Here is a 22,823-nt window from a genome sequence, read left to right as displayed (position 1 = left end):
CGCGCCCCTCTTTCACCCCGCACGCCCCTGGTGTCCCGTGGTTCTGGGTGAACTCTCCAAGCCCGTCGCCCGAATCCTGTCGCTTTACCCACCTCCGTACCCGTCGGTAAGTGATCACGCTGGAACAATCCGTCTCACGGCTACGGAACACGGCTACGGAGGGCAAGACCCCCATGAACGGTTCACGGATCGTCGCGCTCGGTCACTACCAGCCCGGCCGGGTGCTCACCAACGAGGACCTTGCCGGCATGGTCGACACCAACGACGCGTGGATCACGTCCCGCGTCGGCATCAGGACCAGGCACATCGCGGGTGACGACGAACCGGTCGACGAGCTGGCCGCCTACGCGGGCGCGAAGGCGCTCGCCGCCGCCGGGCTCACCCCCGGCGCCGTCGACATGGTCCTCGTCGCGACCTCCACGGCCGTCGACCGCTCGCCCAACACCGCCGCCCGCGTCGCCGCGCGCCTCGGGATGCCCTCACCCGCCGTGCTCGACGTCAACGTCGTCTGCGCGGGCTTCACGCACGCCCTCGCCCTCGCCGACGCCACCGTCCGCGCGGGCAGCGCCCGGCAGGCCCTTGTCATCGGCGCCGACAAGATGTCCGCCGTCACCGACTGGACCGACCGCAGCTCCTGCGTCCTCGTCGGCGACGGAGCGGGCGCCGCCGTCGTCGAGGCGACCGCGCCGGGCGAGGAGCCGGGGATCGGCCCGGTGCTGTGGGGCTCGAACCCGGCGATGGGCAACGCGGTACGTATCGAGGGCACCCCGGCGCGCTTCGCGCAGGAGGGGCAGACCGTCTACCGCTGGGCCACCACCCAGCTGCCCGCCATCGCCCGGCAGGTCTGCGAGCGCGCCGGGCTCACCCCCGAGGACCTCGCGGGCGTCGTGCTCCACCAGGCCAACCTGCGCATCGTGGAACCCGTCGTGCGCCGCCTCGGCGCCGTCAACGCCGTGATCGCCAAGGACGTCGTGGACTCCGGCAACACCTCGGCCGCGAGCATCCCGCTCGCCTTCTCCAAGCTCGTCGAGCGCGGCGAGCTGAGCAGCGGCGACCCCGTCCTCCTCTTCGGCTTCGGCGGAAACCTCTCGTACGGGGGTCAGGTCGTCCGCTGCCCCTGAAACCCCCTCCCACCGGGGTGATTCGCCCGCCCCGCGCGCTCATTGACCCACGCCGCCCGCTCCTTTGTCCTGAGGCGGGAGAAAGTAGGGGCCAATTCCCGCGCAAGTCCTTCCCCTTCCGGTAGCCCACTGCTACGTTCCACGTCGAAAGCGCGAACGCCCGTGAGCGCGAGAACGCCACGACCCGCCGCAAGCGGGCCGCGGCGGCGGGCGGCGGCGAGGGAATCGGACAGCCGGTGAGGCGGGGAGGGGCGCGTGAGACGCATGACAGCACGACCCGCCAACACGCATCAGGCCCGGTTGCTGCGACTGCTGCGCGACGGGGGCCCCAACTCCCGCGCCCAGCTCGGTGACCAGGTCGACCTCTCGCGGTCCAAGCTGGCCGTCGAGGTGGACCGGCTCCTGGAGACCGGGCTCGTCGTGGCCGACGGGCTCGCCGCGTCCCGCGGCGGCCGTCGCTCGCACAACATCCGGCTCGCGCCCGGACTCCGTTTCCTCGGCGTGGACATCGGGGCCACCTCGATCGACGTCGCCGTGACCAACGCCGAGCTGGAGATCCTGGGGCACATCACGCACCCCATGGACGTCCGCGAGGGACCGGTCGCGGTCTTCGAGCAAGTCCTCGCCATGGCGGCGAAGTTGCGGGCATCGGGCTTCGCGGACGGCTTCGACGGCGCCGGTATCGGCGTCCCGGGACCGGTCCGCTTCCCCGAGGGCGTTCCCGTGGCGCCTCCGATCATGCCCGGCTGGGACGGCTACCCCGTCCGCGAGGTCCTGAGCCAGGAACTCGGCTGCCCCGTCATGGTCGACAACGACGTGAACCTCATGGCGCTCGGCGAGCAGCACGCAGGAGTCGCCCGCTCGGCAGGCGACTTCCTGTGCGTCAAGATCGGCACCGGCATCGGCTGCGGCATCGTCGTCGGCGGCGAGGTCTACCGGGGCACCACGGGCAGCGCGGGCGACATAGGACACATCCAGGTGGAGCCCGAGGGCAGGTCCTGCGCCTGCGGCAACAGGGGCTGCCTGGAAGCCCACTTCAGCGGTGCGGCGCTCGCCCGCGACGCGCAGGACGCGGCCCGCGAGGGCCGCTCGCCCGTGCTCGCCGAACGCCTCGGCGCGCAGGGCACGCTCAACGCGGCCGACGTGGCGGCGGCAGCGGCGGCGGGCGATCCCGCGGCCCTCGACCTCATCCGCTCCGGGGGCAACCGCACCGGACAGGTGATCGCCTCGCTCGTCAGCTTCTTCAACCCGGGACTCGTGGTGATCGGCGGCGGGGTCACGGGCCTCGGCCACACCCTGCTCGCCGCCATCAGGACCCAGGTCTACCGCCAGTCCCTGCCCCTCGCCACGGGCAACCTGCCCATCGTCCTCGGTGAGCTGGGCCCGGCCTCCGGAGTCATCGGCGGCGCCCGCCTCATCAGCGACCACCTCTTCTCCCCGGCCTGACCCCGAAAGGGCCGGCACCTCTCAGGTACAGCGCCACCCCGCACCACCGCACGAGCCGCACCACCGCACGAGCCGCGCCGCACTCCGTCACGCCCGAAAACAGCCGCACCCGGAATCCGCCGCACCCGCGAAGCCACCCGCACCGCCAAGTCAGCCCCCTCCGGCGCTTGACGAGCGGGGTCGTGGGGCGGAGCCCCGCGCAACGGGTGGGGGACACCCCACACCCCGCGCAACGGGCGGGGGACACTCCGGCCCCATGGGGCCGGGGGCACCCCGCACGCGGCACCCCGCACCACGCCACGCCCACAGCGCACCCGTATTCCCGAGGGGATCCTCGCTATGGCACCAGCGCACCACCCGTCCGGGGAGAGCCCGCCGCAGGCGAGCCTCCTCACGATGACCGGCATCACCAAAGCCTTTCCCGGCGTCCGCGCGCTCGACGGCGTCGACCTCGACGTGCGCCCGGGGGAGGTGCACTGCCTGCTCGGCCAGAACGGCGCCGGGAAGTCCACCCTCATCAAGGTGCTCGCGGGCGCCCACCAGCCCGACGAGGGCACCATCGTCTGGCGCGGCGAGGAAGTGACCCTCAGGTCGCCAAGTGCCGCCATGGCACTGGGAATCGCGACGATCTACCAGGAACTCGACCTCGTCGAGCACCTCTCGGTCGCCGAGAACGTCTTCCTCGGCCACGAGCGCACCAGCGCCGGTTTCGTGGTGCGCCCCGGGTCCGCCCGCGCCGAGGCGAGCGCACTCCTCGCCCGCCTCGGCCACCCCGAGATCGACCCCGGCGTCCTCGTCGGCAAGCTCTCCGCCGCGCACCAGCAGATCGTCTCGATGGCCCGCGCGCTCTCGCACGACGTACGGCTCATCGTCATGGACGAGCCCTCCGCGGCCCTCGACCCGGACGAGGTCGAGAACCTCTTCCGCATCGTCGCGGACCTCACCTCCGACGGCGTCGCCGTCGTCTACATCTCGCACCGCCTGGAGGAGATCCGCCGCATCGGCGACCGGGTCACCGTCCTCAAGGACGGCCGCGCGGTCGCGGGCGGACTGCCCGCCGAGTCCACGCCCACGAGCGAGGTCGTCTCGCTCATGACGGGCCGCAAGGTCGAGTACGTCTTCCCCGCACGCCCCACCGAGCAGCCCGGCGCCACCGTGCTCAAGGTGGAAAACCTCGGCAGGGAAGGGGAGTTCGCGCCCGTCGACTTCGAGGTGCGGGCCGGTGAGATCGTCGGCCTCGCGGGCCTCGTCGGCTCGGGACGCTCGGAGATCCTGGAGACGGTGTACGGGGCGCGCAAGCCCACCAGCGGGACCGTCACCGTCGACGGCCAGGCCCTGCGCCCCGGCAGCGTGCGCTCCGCCGTCCGCGCCGGGATCGGGCTCGCGCCCGAGGAACGCAAGGCGCAGGCCCTCCTCGGCCTCGAATCCGTCACGCGCAACGTCTCGATCTCGACGCTCTCGCGCTTCTCGAAGGCCGGCTGGGTCGAGCGCGGCAAGGAACGCGCGGCGGCCCGCGCGGCCACCCGCGAACTGTCGCTGCGCCCCGACAACCCCGACGCGCAGGTGCGCACACTCTCCGGCGGCAACCAGCAAAAGGCCGTCCTGGCACGGTGGTTGCTGCGCGGCTGCAAGGTGCTGCTGCTCGACGAGCCGACGCGCGGCGTCGACGTCGGCGCGCGCGCCGAGCTGTACGCCGTCATCCGCAGGCTCGCCGACGACGGTCTCGCCGTCCTGCTCGTCTCCAGCGAGGTCCCCGAGGTCCTGGGGCTCGCCGACCGTGTCCTCGTCCTGCGCGAAGGCACCGTGGTGCACACGGCGCCCGCCCAGGAGCTCGACGAATCCCGCGTACTCGACCTCGTCATGGAAGGGAGCCCGACGTCATGACGCAGCCCGCCTCACCCGCGCGCGAAGACGGAGCGGGAACCACCGCCGCACCGCCCGAGGCGTCCCCGAAGGCGTCCCCGAAGACCGTCCCCGCCAAGCGCCTGGTCCGCTGGGACGGGCGCACGCTCACCCTCGTCGGTGTCCTCGCGGCGCTCGCCCTCGTCGGCGCGATCACCAAGCCGGACCAGTTCATCGCGACCTCGAACCTCCAGCTGATCCTGACCCAGTCCTCGGTCATCGGGGTCGTCGTGGTCGGTGTCACCTTCGTCATCATCTCCGGCGGCATCGACCTCTCGGTCGGCGCGATCGTCGCCCTCGCCTCGGTGTGGGCGACGACCGTCGCGACGCAGGAGTACGGATTCTGGGGCATCCTGTTCACCGCGCTCCTCGTCGGGCTCGCCTGCGGGCTCATCAACGGGGTCCTCGTCGCGTACGGGCGGCTCGTCCCGTTCATCGCGACGCTCGCGATGCTCGCCTCGGCACGCGGGCTCGCGCTCCAGATCACCGACGGCCAGACGCAGATCGTCTCCGTGAAGTCCGTGCTCGACCTCGGGCGCCGCGAGAACTACGTGCTCGGCATCCCGCCGCTCGTCATCGTCTTCCTCGCCGTCGTGATCGTCGGCTGGCTCCTGCTGAACCGCACCACCTTCGGGCGGCGCAGCGTCGCGGTCGGCTCCAACCCCGAGGCGGCCCGCCTCGCCGGGATCGACGTCCGCCGCCAGCGCCTCTACCTGTACCTGCTCTCCGGACTGTGCTGCGGCATCGCGGCCTTCCTGCTCGTCGTCCTGGTGGGCTCGGGCCAGAGCACCAACGGCAACCTGTACGAACTCGACGCGATCGCCGCCGCGATCATCGGCGGCACCCTGCTCAGCGGCGGGCGCGGCACGATCGTCGGCTCCGTGCTCGGCGTGCTGATCTTCACCACGATCAACAACATCTTCGCGCTCAACAACCTCCAGACGGACGTCCAGCAGATCGCCAAGGGCGCCATCATCGTCATCGCCGTCCTCGTCCAGCGCCGCGACGCACGCGACACCTGACCCCGAGGAACCGGGCCGCCCCACCCCCACCCCCCACCGCGTACTCCCCGCACCGTCCCGCACCACCCCACCACCCGCGCAGTACACGCCCTACGGGAAGGGTCACCGCCATGTCACACGCCACGAGCCGCAGAGGACTCCTCTTCGGCGGTGCCGCGGTCGGCGCGACCGCGCTGCTCGCCGCCTGCACCAGCAACGAGCCGGCCGAGGCCAAGGAGGAGAAGACCGACGCGGCCCCGGCGGCCGAGGAGTCGGGCAAGCACGTCACGATCGGCTTCGCGGGGCCCCAGGCCGACCACGGCTGGCTCAACGCCATCAACGTCCAGGCCGACCAGCGGGCGAAGAAGTACTCCGACATCACCTTCGAGAAGACCGAGGGCTCCAACGACACGGCCACCCAGATCGGCCAGATCGACACCCTCATCAACAAGAAGGTCGACGTCCTCGTCATCCTCCCCGCCGACGGCAAGGCCCTCACGCAGGCCGGGCTCAAGGCGATGCGCGCCGGAATCCCCGTCGTCAACCTCGACCGCATCTTCGACACCCCGCAGGCGTACCGCTGCTGGGTCGGCGGCGACAACTACGGGATGGGGCTCAACGCCGGGCACTGGATCGGCGAGCAGCTCAAGGACAAGAAGAACGCGAAGGTCATCGAACTCGCGGGCACCGACAGCCTGGAGCTGACCCGGCAGCGCACCAAGGGCTTCGACGACGCCCTGAAGAACTACCCGAACATCCGGAAGGTCGCCCGCCAGGCCGCCGAGTTCACCGTCGAGTCGGGCCAGGCCAAGATGGCCCAGCTCCTCCAGGCGCAGAAGTCCTTCGACGCCTGCTGGAACCACGACGACGACCAGGGCGTCGGTGCCCTCCAGGCCATCGAGCAGGCGGGGCGCGACGGCTTCATCATGGTCGGCGGCGCCGGTGCCCGTTCCGCGATGGACCACATCAAGGCGGACGACGGCGTGCTCAAGGCCACCGTCCTCTACCCGCCGACGATGGCGGCGTCCGCGATCGACCTCGCCCGCGCCCTCGGCCAGGGCAAGGGGATCTCCGGCCTCTCCGAGACCGAGATCCCGACCCAGCTGAGCCTGTACTCGGCCGTGGTCGACAAGGACAACATCGACCAGTACCTGTCGAGCGGCTTCAAGTAGGCCCGCGCGGCAGCAGGGGGGCCGACCCCGGCGGGGGCCGACCCCCCACCCGTATCTCGCCAAGGAGGAAAGACCGCATGAGCACTACGGAGCACGAGGACGAGTCGGCCACGAGCCCGCCGCGCCTCGGCGTGGGAATGGTCGGCTACGCCTTCATGGGCGCCGCCCACTCCCAGGGCTGGCGCACCGCGGGGCGGGTCTTCGCGCTCCCGCTCCGGCCCGAGCTGGCCGCGCTGTGCGGACGTGACCGGGCGGCCGTGGGCCGAGCGGCCCGGCAGCTCGGCTGGGCGGCGGCCGAGACGGACTGGCGGGCGCTGATCGCCCGCGAGGACGTCGACCTCGTCGACATCTGCACCCCCGGCGACAGCCACGCCGAGATCGCCGTCGCGGCCCTGGAGGCCGGCAAGCACGTGCTGTGCGAGAAGCCGCTCGCCAACACGGTCGCCGAGGCCGAGGCGATGGTCGAGGCGGCCCGCGCCGCCAGGGAGCGCGGACAGCTCGCCATGGTCGGCTTCAACTACCGCCGGGTACCCGCCGCGGCCTTCGCCCGGCAGCTCGTCGCCGAGGGTCGCCTCGGCACGCTGCGGCACGTCCGCGTCACCTACCTCCAGGACTGGCTGACCGACCCCGCCTCCCCGCTCACCTGGCGCCTGGACAAGAGCAAGGCCGGTTCGGGCGCGCTCGGCGACCTCGGCGCGCACGTGGTGGACCTCGCGCAGTACCTCACGGGCGAACCGATCGTCGGCGTCTCCGCGCTCACCGAGACCTTCACGACCGAGCGTCCCGTACCGGAGGGGAGCGGAGCCTGGCTCGGCAGCACGGGCGCGGGCGGGCGGCTCGGCCCGGTCACGGTGGACGACGCGGCCCTCTTCATCGGCCGCACCGCCTCGGGCGCCCTCGCCTCTTTCGAGGCGACGCGCGTGGCCGCGGGGCGCAAGAACGCGCTGACGCTCGAACTCAACGGCTCCAAGGGCTCGCTCTCCTTCGACCTGGAGCGGCTCAACGAGCTGTCCTTCCACGACCACACCGAGCCCGCCGCGACGAGCGGCTTCCGCCGCATCCTCGTCACCGAGCCGGAACACCCCTACCTGGACGCCTGGTGGCCGCCGGGCCACGGCCTGGGCTACGAGCACACCTTCGTCCACCAGGCGCGTGATCTCGTGCACGCCCTCGCGTCGGGCGAGCAGCCGGTGCCCACCTTCGAGGACGGGCTCCAGGTGCAGCGGGTGCTCGCCGCCGTGGAGGAGAGCGCCGCGAAGAACTCGGTCTACACCCCCGTACCGCAGCAGACCTCCTGAGAAAGGGCCCCGCATGTCACGTGACTACACCCTCTTCACCGGCCAGTGGGCGGACCTGCCCCTGGAGAAGGTCTGCGAGCTGGCCCGGGACTTCGGCTACGACGGTCTCGAACTCGCTTGCTGGGGCGACCACTTCGAGGTCGACAAGGCGCTGAACGACCCCGGCTACATCGCCTCGCGCAAGGCGCTGCTCGACAAGTACGGGCTCAAGGTCTTCGCCGTCTCGAACCACATGGCGGGGCAGGGCGTGTGCGACCACCCCATCGACGAGCGGCACCAGAACATCCTGCCCGCCCGCGTGTGGGGCGACGGCGAGCCCGAGGGCGTGCGGCAGCGCGCGGCCGAGGAGATGAAGAACACCGCGCGGGCCGCCGCCGCACTCGGCGTGGACACCGTCATCGGCTTCACGGGCTCCTCGATCTGGCACCTCGTCGCGATGTTCCCGCCCGTCCCGGACGGCATGATCGACCGAGGGTACGAGGACTTCGCCGCGCGCTGGAACCCGATCCTGGACGTCTTCGACCAGGAGGGCGTGCGCTTCGCCCACGAGGTGCACCCGAGCGAGATCGCGTACGACTACTGGACGACCGTGCGCGCCCTGGAGGCCGTCGACCACCGCCCGGCCTTCGGTCTCAACTTCGACCCAAGCCACTTCGTGTGGCAGGACCTCGACCCGGTCGGCTTCCTCTACGACTTCCGCGACCGGATCTACCACGTGGACTGCAAGGAGGCCCGCAAGCGCCTCGACGGGCGCAACGGCCGGCTGGGCTCGCACCTGCCCTGGGGCGACCCGCGCAGGGGCTGGGACTTCGTCTCCGCCGGGCGCGGCGACGTGCCCTGGGAGGACGTCTTCCGGATGCTGGGCTCCATCGGCTACGAGGGGCCCATCTCGGTCGAGTGGGAGGACGCCGGGATGGACCGGCTCCAGGGCGCCCCCGAGGCGCTGGCCCGGATGCGCTCGTACGACTACGAGCGGCCCACGGCGTCCTTCGACGCGGCCTTCAGCACCAAGGACTGACCCCGGCGCACCCGCTCGGGGACCCCCTGCCTTCCGGCCGGTGCGTCCCGAGGCGGTACGCCCGGTTCCGCCCGGCCCGTGGCACCACCCGCCACGGGCCGGTCAGGGCTGCCCGCACGTGTCTTTGTCCTGTGGCGGGAAAAAGACGAACTAGCCTGCGTCCAAGGGCTATGCCGCACGGACAAAGCTCTACTACCGTCCCTGAGCGTGTACAGGACCACGCGGTACACACGGCACCACACCGCACCACGGCACCACGGCAGTACGCACCACGCACGACGTAGCACGCCCCGGACGACGGCGCGCCCGGGACCACCCGCCCGTACGACCGGCCCCCTGTGGAGGCACTCTCGTGCACAGGAAACGTCAGGGGTTCCGAAGAACCCTCGCGCTCTTCACCGGAACCCTGCTCACCGCCGCATCCCTCACCCTCGTCGCGCAGCCCGCGGGCGCCGACGAGCCCGAGACCCCCGAGTTCCAGCAGGTGACCCTCGCCAAGGGTGCCGCGGAGACCGGGGAGCCGATGTCCCTCGCGGTCCTCCCGGACCTCGGTGTCCTGCACACCTCGCGGGACGGCACGCTGCGCCTGACCGACAAGAACGGCACCACCAAGGTCGCCGGCAAGCTCGACGTGTACTCGCACGACGAGGAAGGTCTCCAGGGCGTCGGCGTCGACCCGGACTTCGCCGAGAACCGCGCGATCTACCTGTACTACGCGCCGCCGCTCGACACCCCGGACGGGGACGCCCCCGAGAACGGCACCGCCGCCGACTTCGAGCCCTTCGACGGCATCAACCAGCTCTCGCGCTTCACGCTCGCCGAGGACGGCACCCTCGACAAGGCGAGCGAGAAGAAGATCCTCGACGTCAAGACCTCGCGCGGCACCTGCTGCCACGTCGGCGGCGACATCGACTTCGACGCCGACGGCAACCTGTACCTGTCGACCGGCGACGACACCAACCCCTTCGCCTCCGACGGCTACACCCCGATCGACGAGCGCGCGAGCCGCAACCCGGCCTTCGACGCCCAGCGTTCGGCGGGCAACACCAACGACCTGCGCGGCAAGATCCTCCGGATCAAGGTCCACGAGGACGGCAGCTACGACATCCCCGAGGGCAACCTCTTCGCCCCGGGTACCGACAAGGCCCGCCCCGAGATCTACGCGATGGGCTTCCGCAACCCCTTCCGGCTCAACGTCGACAAGGAGACCGGCATCGTCTACGTCGGCGACTACGGCCCCGACGCGGGTGCCGCCTCGCCGAGCCGCGGCCCCGCCGGACAGGTCGAGTTCGCCCGCGTGACGAAGGCCGGCAACTTCGGCTGGCCGTACTGCACGGGCAAGAACGACGCCTTCAACGACTACGACTTCGCCACCGGCCAGTCCGGCGCCACCTTCGACTGCGCCGCGCCGAAGAACGACTCGCCGCACAACACCGGGCTCACCGACCTGCCGCCCGCGCAGGAGGCGTGGATTCCCTACGACGGCGGCTCCGTGCCCGAGTTCGGCTCCGGCTCCGAGTCCCCGATGGGCGGCCCGGTCTACCACTACGACGAGAACCTCGACTCGCCGGTGAAGTTCCCCGAGGAGTACGACGGGGACTTCTTCGCGGGTGAGTTCGGCCGCCAGTGGATCAAGCGCATCGAGCAGGACGCCGACGGCACGGTCCAGTCGATCAACGACTTCCCGTGGTCCGGTACGCAGGTCATGGACATGGCCTTCGGCCCCGACGGCGCCCTCTACGTCCTCGACTACGGCCTCTCCTGGTTCGGCGGCGACGAGAACTCGGCGCTCTACCGCATCGAGAACGTCACCGACGGGCGCGCCCCGGTCGTGGACGCGAGCGCCAACAAGACCTCCGGGCAGTCCCCGCTGCGCGTCGCCTTCTCGGCGAAGGGCAGCGACGGGGACGGCGACGCGATCAGCTACAGCTGGGACTTCGGCGACGGCTCCAAGAAGGTCGCCGGCGCGGACGCCGCCCACACCTACCGCACGGACGGCACCTACACCGCCACCGTGACCGCGACCGACGCCACCGGGCTCACCGCGACCGCGAGCGTCGAGGTCGTCGTCGGCAACACCGCGCCGACCGTCAAGCTGGAGGCCCCGGCCGACGGCACGCTCTTCAAGTTCGGCGACACGATCCCGTTCAAGGTGACCGTCACCGACCCCGAGGACGGCCAGATCGACTGCTCCAAGGTCACCGTCCGCTACATCCTCGGGCACGACAGCCACGGCCACCCGATCACCTCGGCGACCGGCTGCGAGGGCACCATCACGGCGCCCGCCGACGCCGAGCACGACCCCAACGCCAACATCTTCGGCGTCATCGACGCGGAGTACACGGACAACGGGGGCGGCGGCCAGGCCAAGCTGACCGGGCACGCGCAGGTCCAGCTCCAGCCCCGGCACCGCCAGGCCGAGCACTTCAACACCTCCTCCGGCATCAAGACCTACGACAAGGCGCAGGCCAACGGGGGCAGGACGGTCGGGGACATCGACGACGGCGACTGGATCGCCTTCACCCCGTACAACCTGACCGGCGCCAAGAAGCTCACCGCGCGCGTCGCCTCGGGCGGTGCCGGCGGCTACCTCGAAGTCCGTACGGGCTCGCCCACGGGCACCCTCCTCGGCTCCACCGCGGTGCCGAAGACCGGGAGCTGGGAGACCTTCCAGAACGTCGACGTCAAGCTCAGCCAGGTGCCCAGGAAGACCACCTCGCTCTACCTCGTCTTCAAGGGAACCACCGGGCAGGGCGCGCTCTTCGACGTCGACGACTTCGAGATCACCTCGGACGCGGTCGTCAAGGGCAGCAAGCGGGTCCTGGTCTTCTCCAAGACCGCGGGCTTCCGCCACGACTCCATCCCCGAGGGCATCAAGGCGCTCAAGGAACTCGGAGCCGAGTCCGGCATCACCGTCGACGCGACGGAGGAGGCCGGGCAGTTCACCAAGAACAACCTCGCCAAGTACGATGCGGTCGCCTTCCTCTCGACGACCGGTGACGTGCTCGACGCCGACCAGCAGGCCGCCTTCGAGGCGTACGTCAAGGGCGGGGGCGGCTACATGGGCGTCCACGCCGCGGCCGACACCGAGTACGACTGGAAGTTCTACGGCGGCCTCGTCGGCGCCTACTTCGACTCGCACCCGCAGATCCAGGAGGCGACCGTCCGCGCGGAGGGCCACGACCACCCCGCGACCGAGAGCCTCAAGGACGCCTGGCAGCACACGGACGAGTGGTACAACTACCGCACCAACCCGCGCTCCCAGGCCAAGGTCCTCGCCACCGTGGACGAGACCAGCTACAGCGGCGGCAACATGAAGGGCGACCACCCGATCGCCTGGTGCCAGCCGTACGAGGGCGGTCGCGCCTTCTACACCGGGCTCGGCCACACCAAGGAGTCCTACGCCGAGGCCGACTTCCGCGCCCACCTGCTCGGCGGCATGAAGTACGCCACCGGCCAGGTCAAGGCGGACTGCAAGCCGAACAAGGACTACCGCCCGCTCTTCAACGGCCAGTCCCTGGACGGCTGGAAGCAGGCCGGTCCCGGCAAGTTCTCGGTCTCCGACGGCGCCCTGCACTCCGAGGGCGGCATGGGCCTGCTGTGGTACCAGGCCAAGGAGCTCAAGAGCTACTCCCTCAAGCTCGACTGGCGGATGCGGGGTGACGACAACTCCGGTGTCTTCATCGGCTTCCCCGCCTCGGACGACCCCTGGTCGGCCGTGAACAAGGGCTACGAGATCCAGATCGACGCCACCGACGCGGACGACCGCACCACCGGCTCGGTCTACACCTTCAAATCCGCCAACCTCAAGCTCCGCGACCAGGCCCTGCGCCCGCCGGGCCAGTGGAACTCCTACGAGATCAAGGTCCAGGGCGAGCGCGTCCAGGTGTACCTGAACGGTACGAAGATCAACGACTTCACCAACAAGGACCCCGAGCGCTCCCTCGCGGACGGCTACATCGGCATCCAGAACCACAGCGACGCCGACCACGTGTCCTTCCGCAACATCCAGCTCAAGGAACTTCCCTGAGCGAGGGCGGGACGCCGGCCCCCGGGCACGGCGTCCCGCCCGCCCCGAGACGGCGGTGGGCGGGGGACGCCGGACCCCCGCCCACCGCTCCCCGAGCCGCACCATCCCGGCGCACCCGCAGGTTCGTATGACAGGAGGCTGCCCATGTCCGCCGAACCGACCCCCACCCCCACGACGCCCCCCACCCCTTCCCCCGTACCGGCCCGTACCGGCATCTGGCTCATCGGTGCCCGCGGTTCCGTCGCCACCACCACCGTCACCGGTGCCGCCGCCGTCGCCGCCGGGCTCCACCCGGCCACCGGCATGGTCACCGAGACCGCCGCCTTCGCCGAAGCTGGCCTTCCCCCGCTCTCCGCGCTCGTCTTCGGCGGCCACGACACCACCGCGTGCCCGCTGCCCAAGCGCGCCGAACAACTCGCCGCCGCCGGGGTCCTCCCGCACGGCCTGCCCAGCGCCCTCGCCGCCGAACTCGCCGCGGCCGACGCGGACATCAGGCCCGGCGGCCCCGGACCCGGCGACACCCGGAGCGACGAGGAACTGATCGCCGCCCTCGCCGCCGACCTCACCGACTTCCGCACCCGGCACGACCTCGCCCGCGTCGTCGTCGTCAACGTCGCCTCCACCGAGCCCGCGCCCGGACCGGACGACACGCGCCTGCCCGCCAGCTCGCTCTACGCCGCCGCCGCACTCGCCGCCGGCTGCCCCTACGTCAACTTCACCCCGTCGACCGGGCTCCACCACCCCGCGCTCGCCGCGAGCGCGGCGGCGAGCGGCCTCCCGTACGCGGGCCGCGACGGCAAGACCGGGCAGACGCTGCTCCGCTCCGTCCTCGCCCCGATGTTCCACCAGCGCGCCCTCGCCGTGCGCGCCTGGTCGGGGAGCAACCTCCTCGGCGGCGGCGACGGCGCGGCCCTCGCCGACCCGGCCGCCGCGGCGGCGAAGAACGCGGGCAAGGAGCGCGTCCTCGCCGACACGCTCGGCACCGCCCCCGAGGGCGAGGTGCACATCGACGACGTCCCCGCGATGGGCGACTTCAAGACCGCCTGGGACCACATCGCCTTCGACGGCTTCCTCGGCACCCGCATGATCCTCCAGACCATCTGGCAGGGCGTCGATTCCTCGCTCGCCGCGCCGCTCGTCCTCGACCTCGCGAGGCTCCTCGCCCGCGCACACGAGACCGGGCTCAGCGGACCGCGCCCCGAACTGGGCTTCTTCTTCAAGGACCCGGACGGCGGCTCCTCCTCGCTCGCCGAGCAGTACACGGAACTCCTCGCCTTCGCCGGACGGCTGGGGGAGACCCGGTGACCCCCGCGCTCGTCCCGCCCCCCGCCCCCGCGCCCGGCACCCGCGCGCGACTCGCTGCCTGGGCCGAACTCCTGCGCGTGTCGGCGCTGTTCACCGTCCCGGGCGACGCGCTCGCGGGCGCCGCGGCGAGCGGCGCGGGCACGCCCCGTACGACCGCGCTCGCCGTCGGCTGCTCGCTGTGCCTGTACGAGGCCGGCATGGCCCTCAACGACTGGGCCGACCGCGCCGAGGACGCCGCCGAGCGCCCCCACCGCCCGCTGCCCTCCGGCCGGATCACGGCGCCCGCCGCGCTCCTCGCCGCGAGCGCCCTCACGGCCGCCGGACTCGCCCTCGCCGCCCGCGCGGGCCGCCCGGCCCTCCTCCTCGCGAGCGCCCTCGCCAGCACCGTGTGGGCCTACGACCTGCGGCTCAAGCACACCCCGTGGGGCCCCCTCGCGATGGGCGCGGCGCGCGGGCTCGACGTGCTCCTCGGCGCGGCGGCCCAGCCCGGAGCCCGCACGCGCACCGCCCTCGCGGCGGCGGGCGCCCTCACCGCGCACACCACCGCCGTCACCGCCGTCTCGCGGCACGAGGTGCGCGGCGGCTCCACGAGTGCCCCGCTCGCGGCGCTCGCGGCGAGCACGGCCCTCGGCGCCGCGCTGGTACGGGGCGCGCTCGGCCGTACGAGGAACACCCCGCGTACGGGGCACAGCGCCCCCGTACCCCCGCACCCCCGGCGGGCCGGGTGGCAGCAGCCGCCCCCGGCCCGCCGGGCACCACCCTCGCCGCCGCGCTCGCCGCCGGGTACGCGCTGAGCGCGGGCCGCCCCTTCCTGCACGCGGCGCTCAACCCGTCCCCGCAGCTCACCGGGCGTGCCGTCGGCGGCGGCATCCGCGCCATGATCCCGCTGCAGGGCGCCCTCGCGGCCCGCACCGGCGCCCTCGGCGCCGCGCTCGCGACCGCCGCGCTCGCACCCCTCGCGAAGGCCCTCTCCAGGCGGGTGAACCCCACATGAGCACCCTGCGATTCGGCTACGGCACCAACGGCCTCACCGACGTGCGCCTGCCCGAGGCCCTGCGCCTCCTCGCCGACCTCGGCTACGACGGCGTCGGCCTCACCCTCGACCACATGCACCTCGACCCCCTCGCCGAGGACCTGCCCGCCCGCACCGCCCGCATCGGCGGACTGCTGGCGGAGCTGAACCTCTCCGTCACCGTCGAGACCGGCGCCCGCTACGTCCTGGACCCGCGCGCCAAGCACGGGCCCTCGCTCCTCGACCCCGACCCGGAGCGCCGCGCGCTGCGCACGGGGCTCCTCGTGACCGCCGTCCGCGTGGCGGCGGAGCTCGGGGCGCACGCGGTGCACTGCTTCAGCGGCGTCCTCCCTTCCGGGCAGGACGAGGGGGCGGCGTGGGACCGGCTGCTCGGCGCGCTCGCGCCCGTCCTCGACGCGGCCGGCACCGCAGGGGTGCCGCTCGCGATCGAGCCCGAGCCCGGACACCTCGTCGGCGACCTCGCGGGCTTCCACCGCCTGCGCGGCCTCCTCGGCGACTCGGCGCCGCTCGGCCTCACGCTCGACATCGGCCACTGCCAGTGCCTCGAACCGAAGCCGCCCGCCGACTGCGTCGCCGAGGCCGCGCCCTGGCTGCGGCACGTACAGATCGAGGACATGCGCAGGGGCGTCCACGAGCACCTGCCCTTCGGGGACGGCGAGATCGACTTCCCGCCCGTGCTCGCCGCGCTCGAAGCCACCGGCTACCGGGGCCTCACCGTCGTCGAACTGCCCCGCCACTCGCACGCCGGACCCCACCACGCCGCGCGCTCCCTGCCGTTCCTGCGCGAGGCGGCCCGCCGCGCCGCGGAAGGCGGGAACGGCGGAGACGGCGCGGAAGCCGCCCGAGTCACCCCAGGAGGTGTCCCCGCATGAGCCCCGACACCTGGCTCGCCACCGCACTCGACCAGGCCGCCGACCCCACGGCGACCGGGCCCGGCGGGCTCCCGTTGTGGGAGGTCAGGCTCGCCGAGGCCGGGCGCGCCTGCGGCCCCGAGCGCGCCGACGCGGCACGCGTCGCGCTCCTGCGCGCGGCCCGCCCGGACACCGCCGCGCTCGCCCGCGTATACCGGCACGGCACGGGAGCCGAACGTCGCGCCGTCCTCACCGTCCTCGACGCCCTCGTGCCCGACGACTCCGCCCTCCCGTTGGTCGAGGACGCCCTGCGCACCAACGACACGCACCTCGTCGCCGCCGCGCTCGGCCCCTACGCCGCCCGGCACCTCGACGCGCACGCCTGGCGGCACGCCGTCCTCAAGTGCCTCTTCACCGGCGTCCCCGTCACGGCCGTGCACGACCTCGCGCACCGCGCCCGGGGCGACGCCGAACTCGCCCGCATGCTCGGCGACTTCGCCGCGGAACGCACCGCGGCGGGGCGCACCGTGCCCCAGGACCTGCGCACCGTGCTCGCGCACACCGCCGCCCCCACCGAAGGCGCCCCCGAGGGCGTCCCCGCAGGCGCCCTCAACGGCGAGGAGAACTGATGCGCATCTTCGACCCCCACATCCACATGACGTCGCGCACCACCGACGACTACGAGGCGATGCACGCGGCCGGTGTCCGCGCCGTCGTCGAACCCGCCTTCTGGCTCGGCCAGCCGCGCACCAGCCCCGAGAGCTTCTACGACTACTTCGACGCCCTCCTCGGCTGGGAGCCCTTCCGTGCCGCGCAGTACGGCATCGCGCACCACTGCACCCTCGCCCTCAACCCCAAGGAGGCCGGGGACCCGCGCTGCACGCCCGTGCTCGACGAACTGCCCCGCTACCTCCTCAAGGACCACGTCGTCGCCGTCGGCGAGACCGGCTACGACTCGATGACCCCCGCCGAGGACCACGCCCTGGCCCTCCAGCTCACGCTGGCCCACGAGTTCGGCCTCCCCGCCCTCGTCCACACCCCGCACCGCGACAAGCTCGCCGGACTGCGCCGCACGATCGACGTCGTCCGCGAGTCCCCGCTCGCGGCCGACCACCTCCTCCTCGACCACCTCAACGAGACCACCGTCAAGGAGGCCAAGGACTCCGGCGCCTGGACCGGCTTCTCCATCTACCCCGACACCAAGATGGACCCGCACCGCATGGTCGCGATCCTCCAGGAGTACGGGACGGAGAAGGTCCTCGTGAACTCGGCGGCCGACTGGGGCAGAAGCGACCCGCTGCTCACCCGGACGACCGGCGAGGCGATGCTCGCGGCCGGCTTCACCGAGGACGACGTCGACCAGGTGCTGTGGCGCAACCCCGTCGCCTTCTACGGGCTCTCGGGCCGCCTCGACCTCGACCGCGAGGCGCCCGAGGCGCTCCACGAGGGCAACTCCATCCTGCGCGGGGGTGAGTGAGGTGCGCTTCCGCCACCCGGACGGCTCGGTGCTCCACCTCTCGTACTGCACCAACGTCCACCCCGCCGAGACCCTCGACGGCGTCCGCGCGCAACTCCGCGACCACTGCGAGCCCGTACGCCGCCTCCTCGGCCGCGACCGGCTCGGCATCGGCCTGTGGCTCGCGCGCGACGCCGCCAAGTCCCTCATCACCGACCCCGTCGCGCTCCGCGCCCTGCGCGCCGACCTCGACGCCCGCGGCCTCGAAGTCGTCACGCTCAACGGCTTCCCCTACCGCGGCTTCGGCTCCGACGAGGTCAAGTACCGCGTCTACAAACCCGACTGGGCCGACCCGCAGCGCCTGGAGCACACCACCGACCTCGCCCGCCTCCTCGCCGGACTCCTCCCCGACGACATGCCCGAGGGCTCCATCTCGACGCTCCCGCTCGCCTGGCGCACCGCGTACGACGCGGACGCCGCGCGCGCCGCGCGCACCGCGCTCACGACTCTCGCCCAGCGCCTCGACGCCCTGGAGGAGACCACCGGGCGCTCCCTGCGCGTCGGCCTCGAACCCGAGCCGGGCTGCACCGTCGAGACCACCGCCGACGCCATCGCCCCGCTCACCGAGATCGCCCGCGACCGCATCGGCATCTGCGTGGACACGTGCCACCTCGCCACCTCCTTCGAGGACCCGGCGACCGCGCTCGACGCCCTCGAAGCCGCCGGGGTCCCCGTCGTCAAGACCCAGCTCAGCGCCGCGCTGCACGCCGAGCACCCCGACCGCCCCGAGGTGCGCGAAGCACTCGGCGCCTTCGCCGAACCCCGCTTCCTCCACCAGACCCGCACCCTCACCCCCGCCGGGCTGCGCGGCACCGACGACCTCGCCGAGGCTCTCGGCGGCGACCGCCTCCCCTCCGCCCAGCCCTGGCGCGCCCACTTCCACGTCCCCCTCCACGCCCCGCCCGCGGCTCCCCTCACCTCCACCCTCGACGTGCTGCGCGACTGCCTGCGCACCCTCGTCGGCGGCGCGCACCCGCGCACCCGCCACCTGGAGGTCGAGACGTACACGTGGCAGGCCCTGCCCGAGGGCCTGCGCCCCCGCAGCCGCGCCCAGCTCGCGGACGGCATCGCGCGGGAACTCGTCCTCGCCCGCGACCTGTTGACGGAAATGGGCCTCAAGGAGCTGCCGTGACACCCGAACCCGTGACCCCAGAACCCGTGACCCCCGACCACGTGACCCCCGAACCGGCCGGACCGGGGCCGACCCCCCTCCTCGTCCTCGACGTCGTGGGGCTCACCCCCCGCCTCCTCGCCCACATGCCCCGCCTCGCCGCGCTCGGCGACTCCGGGAGCCGCGCCCCGCTCGGCACCGTCCTGCCCGCCGTCACCTGCGCCGCCCAGTCCACCTTCCTCACCGGCACCCTCCCCGCCGAGCACGGCATCGTCGGCAACGGCTGGTACTTCCGCGAACTCGGCGACGTCCTCCTGTGGCGCCAGCACAACGGCCTCGTCGCGGGCGACAAGCTGTGGGACGCCGCGCGCCGCGCCCACCCCGGCTACACCGTCGCCAACATCTGCTGGTGGTACGCGATGGGCGCCGACACCGACTGGACGGTCACCCCGCGCCCCGTCTACTACGCCGACGGCCGCAAGGAGCCCGACTGCTACACCCGGCCCCCGGACCTCCACGACGAACTGACCGAGAAACTCGGCACGTTCCCCCTCTTCCAGTTCTGGGGCCCCGGCGCCAGCCTCGACTCCTCGCGCTGGATCATCGGCGCGACCCGCCACCTCCTCGCCACCCGCAAGCCCGATCTCGCGCTCGCCTACGTCCCGCACCTCGACTACGACCTCCAGCGCTTCGGCCCCGACGACCCGCGTTCCCACGCCGCCGCCGCCGAACTCGACATCGCGCTCGCCCCGTTGATCGAGGACGCCCGCCGCGAGGGCCGCACCGTCGTCGTCCTCTCCGAGTACGGCATCACCAAGGCCGACCAGCCCGTGCACCTCAACCGCGCCCTGCGCGAGGCCGGGCTCCTGGAGGTGCACACCCAGGACGGCATGGAGTACCTCGACCCGATGGCCTCGCGGGCCTTCGCCGTCGCGGACCACCAGATCGCCCACGTCTACGTCCGCAGGCCCGAGGACCTGGACGCGACCCGCGCGGCGCTCGCCGGGGTCGAGGGCATCGGCGAACTCCTCGACGACGAGGGCAAGAAGGCGCACGGCATCGACCACGCCCGCGCGGGCGAACTCGTCGCCGTCGCGGCACCGGGGCACTGGTTCACGTACTACTACTGGCTCGACGACGCGCGCGCCCCGGACTTCGCCCAGCTCGTCGAGATCCACCGCAAGCCCGGCTACGACCCCGTCGAACTCTTCATGGACCCCGAGGACCCCTATGTCCGCCTCAAGGCGGCGGGTGCCCTCGCGCGCAAGAAGCTCGGGATGCGCTACCGCATGGCCGTCGTCCCGCTCGACGCCGCGCCCGTCCGGGGCAGCCACGGGAGGCTGCCCGAGAACGACGACGAGGGCCCGGTCCTGCTCAGCTCCGACCCGGCGGCGGCCACCGGTCGCCTCGCGGCGACCGACGTCAAGCCGCTCCTCCTCAGACTCGCCGGTCTGGACGGGTCCTGACCCCGTCCCCTCCGGCGCCACCGCACCACCACCTCACCCCTTCTTCCTCCCAGGGAGCCCACGCATGAGCCGCAAGAAGACAGTGGACGAGGAACTCTCCGCCCGCCTCAGCAGAAGAGGGATGCTCGGCGTCGGCGCCGGTCTCGGCGCCGCGGCCCTCCTCGGCCTCGGCACCGGCCAGGCCGCCGCACACGGAGGCGGCCACGGCCACGGGCACGACCACGGGCACGGTCACGGCCACGGCGGGGGCGTCCCCGCCCTGCCGAAGGGCCGGCTCGGCATCCAGCTCTACTCGCTGCGCGACAAGGTCGCCTCGCTCGGCTTCGCCAAGGTCTTCGACGAGCTGGAGCGCTTCGGCTACGACGAGGTCGAGTACGCGGGCTACACGCAGGGCACCGGCTCCCTCACCCTGCCCCAGCTCGCCCGCCTCGCCCGCGACCACGGCCTCAAGGGCATCGGCAGCCACGTCAACTACTACGACGACAACAACCCGGACGCGTACTCCTTCGCCCAGAACCTGGAGAAGGTCCTCGACGACGCCCAGACCCTCGGCCTGCCCCACATCGGCACCGCCTCGGGCCCCTTCCGCTACGGCGACACCGTCGACGCCTGGAAGCGCGCCGCCGCGGACTTCAACAAGTACGGCGCCGCCGCCCGCCGTCGCGGCATGAAGTTCTACCATCAGAAGCTGATAGGCTCTACGACCGTAGGGCCAGGAGGGGACTGGTATGCCTACGCTGGACAGTACCGCAGGTCAGAGCACCTTGCAGGAGCTTGGCGCAACGCTCATGACGCTGGATCAGGGCCGCCGTTGCGCCGTGCTGCGACAGCTCACGGGCCTTGACTCTGCCCAGCGGGCAGCAGTCGCAGTACCGGCCCCACAGGCACCCGAACGGCCTTGGTGGTTCTCTTCTGGGGCAGCTACAACGCCAATGTCTCTTACCATTAGAACAGCCCTCTAAGGTCCCTACGACAGTAGAGAAGCCCCCTCCCGAGTCATAGTCGGGAGGGGGCTTCTTGCACCCCGAGGGGAGGGGCTTGACTAGGTTACTTCACGGACTCCACGAACGTGCCCCACGCTGCCCCAGCCACGGTGAAACCGGGAATGCTGACATCCTTGGAGTCACGAACCGGCACCACGTGCTGAGTGCGTGCGATGTTGCTAGCCCATTCCACACAGCCGCCCCCGTTCGAGTTGCTGTAAGAACTTTTGACCCATCCCTCTTCAACCATGGTTCTGTTCCATTTCCTTAGCCGCTTGCAGTAGCAGCCGCCGTGACTCGACAGGACTTAGGGACATGCCCCACAGGCGATCATACAGCCACAGGGACTCGCTAACAGTTTTAGGATCTTGGATCAGAGTTCCTGTGGTAGTGGACTCCTCCCACAGGATCGGAGGCGCCTCACCACGGTGCATCAGGACCAGCGTGCCGCCTAGCAGGGGGTGCGCTCCGAGACTGAGCGGAGCAACCTGAATGCTGATCCGGGGAAGGTCCACCCGATCGGCCAGGAACCGAAGTTGCTCGGCCATCACCGCGCCCCCGCCTACGGGGCGTAGTAGAACGGTCTCACTCAGCAGAATCCTCAGGTATGGTGGATCGTCTGATTCCAGCCTGGCTTGTCGTTTCCTCCGCAGAGTCATCAACTCGCCGATTTTGTGGGGTTGCTGCCGCTGCCCCTCAGTGAAAAAAGCTGTTGCGTACGCTTCGGTAGTCACGAGCCCCGGAACCAGCGTATCTGCGTACTCTTTTATCTCGGTTGCCTCATCCGACTCCATTTTCATACGCGCCCTGTATTGGTCGGGAATCGCCTCCTTGCAGGCCAGGGTGAAGAACTCTTGGAAAAGCCTTCCTGTTCGAAAGTGTTCGTCAAGAAGGGGCGGCACATTTGGGGGAGCTAGATCCTCACCCTTCTCAATCCTCCCGTACGCCCGTCGGGACATGTTCAACAGGCGTGCCATGCCCTCTTGCGTGTCCCCGGACTGGTCCCTGGCCTCCCCCAGTCGCGAGGCGAACATCTGTTTGGCGTCGTCGGACACGTGATCCCCTCTGGCATATGCGTTTTTGGGCAAGTGGAGATTGCCCACCAAACAGGCTAGAGGCACCTCGTAGGGGGGTCCAGAGTTGTTGCACACCAACTCGCCCCACTCGGGAAGGAGGCCCGCCGTGCCCACGAACGCGGACCCCACCCCTAACGTTCCCCCCACCTCTGCCGTAGAGGCCCCCAGCGACCCCGTGGAAGAGGAGCAGGGCGGCCCGCCGGAGGAAGAGGAGTCGCAGGACCCTCTGTACGCCCGGTGCACGGCCTTTCAAGCCGCGTACGAAAAGCACCGCAAGTACCTCTGAGGGGACCCCATGCTCCTCAGACTCTTCAAGCCCCGCCACCGGGCCCTGATCACCCACCAAAGCCCCGAGGCGGAACCGAACGGGTACGCGGTCGGATGCGCTTCCTGCCCCGCGCTAGGGGATTGGGTGGACGTGGACCCTTTCAGCGTGGACGGCGCAGCAGACGAGGCCGCACGGCAAGGCGCGTGGGTCTGGGCCGAGGCGCATC

At 71.8% G+C, this 22,823-nt stretch carries 16 protein-coding genes and 2 pseudogenes; 16 read left to right on the top strand and 2 right to left on the bottom strand.

Annotated elements, in window-relative coordinates:
- Positions 1-173 precede the first annotated feature (173 nt).
- From STTU_RS04040 to STTU_RS03965, 16 genes and pseudogenes are all read left to right on the top strand, one after another.
- Positions 174-1,121: a beta-ketoacyl-ACP synthase III gene (locus STTU_RS04040; protein WP_007820059.1), complete on the top strand. Its 948-nt coding sequence runs from the start codon at positions 174-176 to the stop codon at positions 1,119-1,121.
- A gap of 264 nt (positions 1,122-1,385) precedes the next feature.
- Positions 1,386-2,567, top strand: coding sequence for an ROK family transcriptional regulator (locus STTU_RS04035; protein WP_043254066.1), 1,182 nt, complete (start codon positions 1,386-1,388; stop codon positions 2,565-2,567).
- A gap of 396 nt (positions 2,568-2,963) precedes the next feature.
- Positions 2,964-4,451: a sugar ABC transporter ATP-binding protein gene (locus STTU_RS04030; RefSeq protein WP_029397398.1), complete on the top strand. Its 1,488-nt coding sequence runs from the start codon at positions 2,964-2,966 to the stop codon at positions 4,449-4,451.
- Positions 4,448-5,491, top strand: coding sequence for an ABC transporter permease (locus tag STTU_RS04025; RefSeq protein ID WP_043254057.1), 1,044 nt, complete (start codon positions 4,448-4,450; stop codon positions 5,489-5,491). The genes STTU_RS04030 and STTU_RS04025 overlap by 4 nt, the downstream gene beginning before the upstream one ends.
- A 110-nt stretch (positions 5,492-5,601) precedes the next feature.
- Entirely contained in the window at positions 5,602-6,642 is a 1,041-nt protein-coding gene (locus STTU_RS04020; protein WP_007820048.1) for a substrate-binding domain-containing protein, read from the top strand.
- A gap of 77 nt (positions 6,643-6,719) precedes the next feature.
- Positions 6,720-7,940: a Gfo/Idh/MocA family protein gene (locus STTU_RS04015; RefSeq protein WP_007820047.1), complete on the top strand. Its 1,221-nt coding sequence runs from the start codon at positions 6,720-6,722 to the stop codon at positions 7,938-7,940.
- A gap of 13 nt (positions 7,941-7,953) precedes the next feature.
- Positions 7,954-8,958 (top strand): sugar phosphate isomerase/epimerase family protein, encoded by a 1,005-nt coding sequence (locus tag STTU_RS04010; protein ID WP_007820046.1) that lies wholly within the window; start codon positions 7,954-7,956, stop codon positions 8,956-8,958.
- A gap of 352 nt (positions 8,959-9,310) precedes the next feature.
- Entirely contained in the window at positions 9,311-12,988 is a 3,678-nt protein-coding gene (locus STTU_RS04005) for a ThuA domain-containing protein (RefSeq protein ID WP_007820044.1), read from the top strand.
- Positions 12,989-13,132: 144 nt separating this feature from the next.
- Positions 13,133-14,293: an inositol-3-phosphate synthase gene (locus STTU_RS04000; RefSeq protein ID WP_007820042.1), complete on the top strand. Its 1,161-nt coding sequence runs from the start codon at positions 13,133-13,135 to the stop codon at positions 14,291-14,293.
- Positions 14,290-15,287, top strand: a pseudogene (locus STTU_RS03995) (SCO3242 family prenyltransferase). The gene STTU_RS04000 and the pseudogene STTU_RS03995 overlap by 4 nt, the downstream one beginning before the upstream one ends.
- Complete coding sequence (locus STTU_RS03990) at positions 15,284-16,198, top strand: sugar phosphate isomerase/epimerase family protein (protein WP_007820036.1); 915 nt, start codon at positions 15,284-15,286, stop codon at positions 16,196-16,198. Before STTU_RS03995 ends, STTU_RS03990 begins: the two are co-directional and overlap by 4 nt.
- The gene (locus STTU_RS03985) at positions 16,195-16,806 is read left to right on the top strand and encodes an EboA domain-containing protein (RefSeq protein WP_043254054.1); all 612 of its coding nucleotides are present in this window, start codon (positions 16,195-16,197) and stop codon (positions 16,804-16,806) included. Before STTU_RS03990 ends, STTU_RS03985 begins: the two co-directional genes overlap by 4 nt.
- Entirely contained in the window at positions 16,806-17,654 is an 849-nt protein-coding gene (locus STTU_RS03980; protein WP_007820034.1) for a TatD family hydrolase, read from the top strand. The genes STTU_RS03985 and STTU_RS03980 overlap by 1 nt, the downstream gene beginning before the upstream one ends.
- A 1-nt stretch (position 17,655) precedes the next feature.
- Positions 17,656-18,825 carry a metabolite traffic protein EboE gene (gene eboE, locus STTU_RS03975; protein ID WP_007820033.1) on the top strand — a complete coding sequence of 390 codons (1,170 nt, stop codon included), beginning with the start codon at positions 17,656-17,658 and terminating at the stop codon, positions 18,823-18,825.
- A 26-nt stretch (positions 18,826-18,851) separates the two neighbouring features.
- Complete coding sequence (locus STTU_RS03970) at positions 18,852-20,270, top strand: alkaline phosphatase family protein (RefSeq protein ID WP_007820032.1); 1,419 nt, start codon at positions 18,852-18,854, stop codon at positions 20,268-20,270.
- 64 nt (positions 20,271-20,334) lie between these two features.
- Positions 20,335-20,949, top strand: a pseudogene (locus tag STTU_RS03965) (TIM barrel protein); the annotation flags it as partial.
- 368 nt (positions 20,950-21,317) lie between these two features.
- On the opposite strand, the gene STTU_RS32670 reads toward STTU_RS03965, so the two are convergent.
- Positions 21,318-21,503, bottom strand: a complete 186-nt coding sequence (locus STTU_RS32670) for a DUF397 domain-containing protein (RefSeq protein WP_078518915.1) — start codon at positions 21,501-21,503, stop codon at positions 21,318-21,320.
- On the bottom strand, positions 21,496-22,308 hold the full coding sequence (locus tag STTU_RS03960; protein WP_043257046.1) for a helix-turn-helix domain-containing protein: 813 nt from the start codon (positions 22,306-22,308) through the stop codon (positions 21,496-21,498). The genes STTU_RS32670 and STTU_RS03960 overlap by 8 nt, the downstream gene beginning before the upstream one ends.
- Between the last annotated feature and the right edge of the window lie 515 nt (positions 22,309-22,823).

It is taken from the genome of Streptomyces sp. Tu6071 (assembly GCF_000213055.1).
Lineage (GTDB): Bacteria > Actinomycetota > Actinomycetes > Streptomycetales > Streptomycetaceae > Streptomyces > Streptomyces evansiae.
This window is presented reverse-complemented; position numbering and strand designations above follow the sequence as displayed.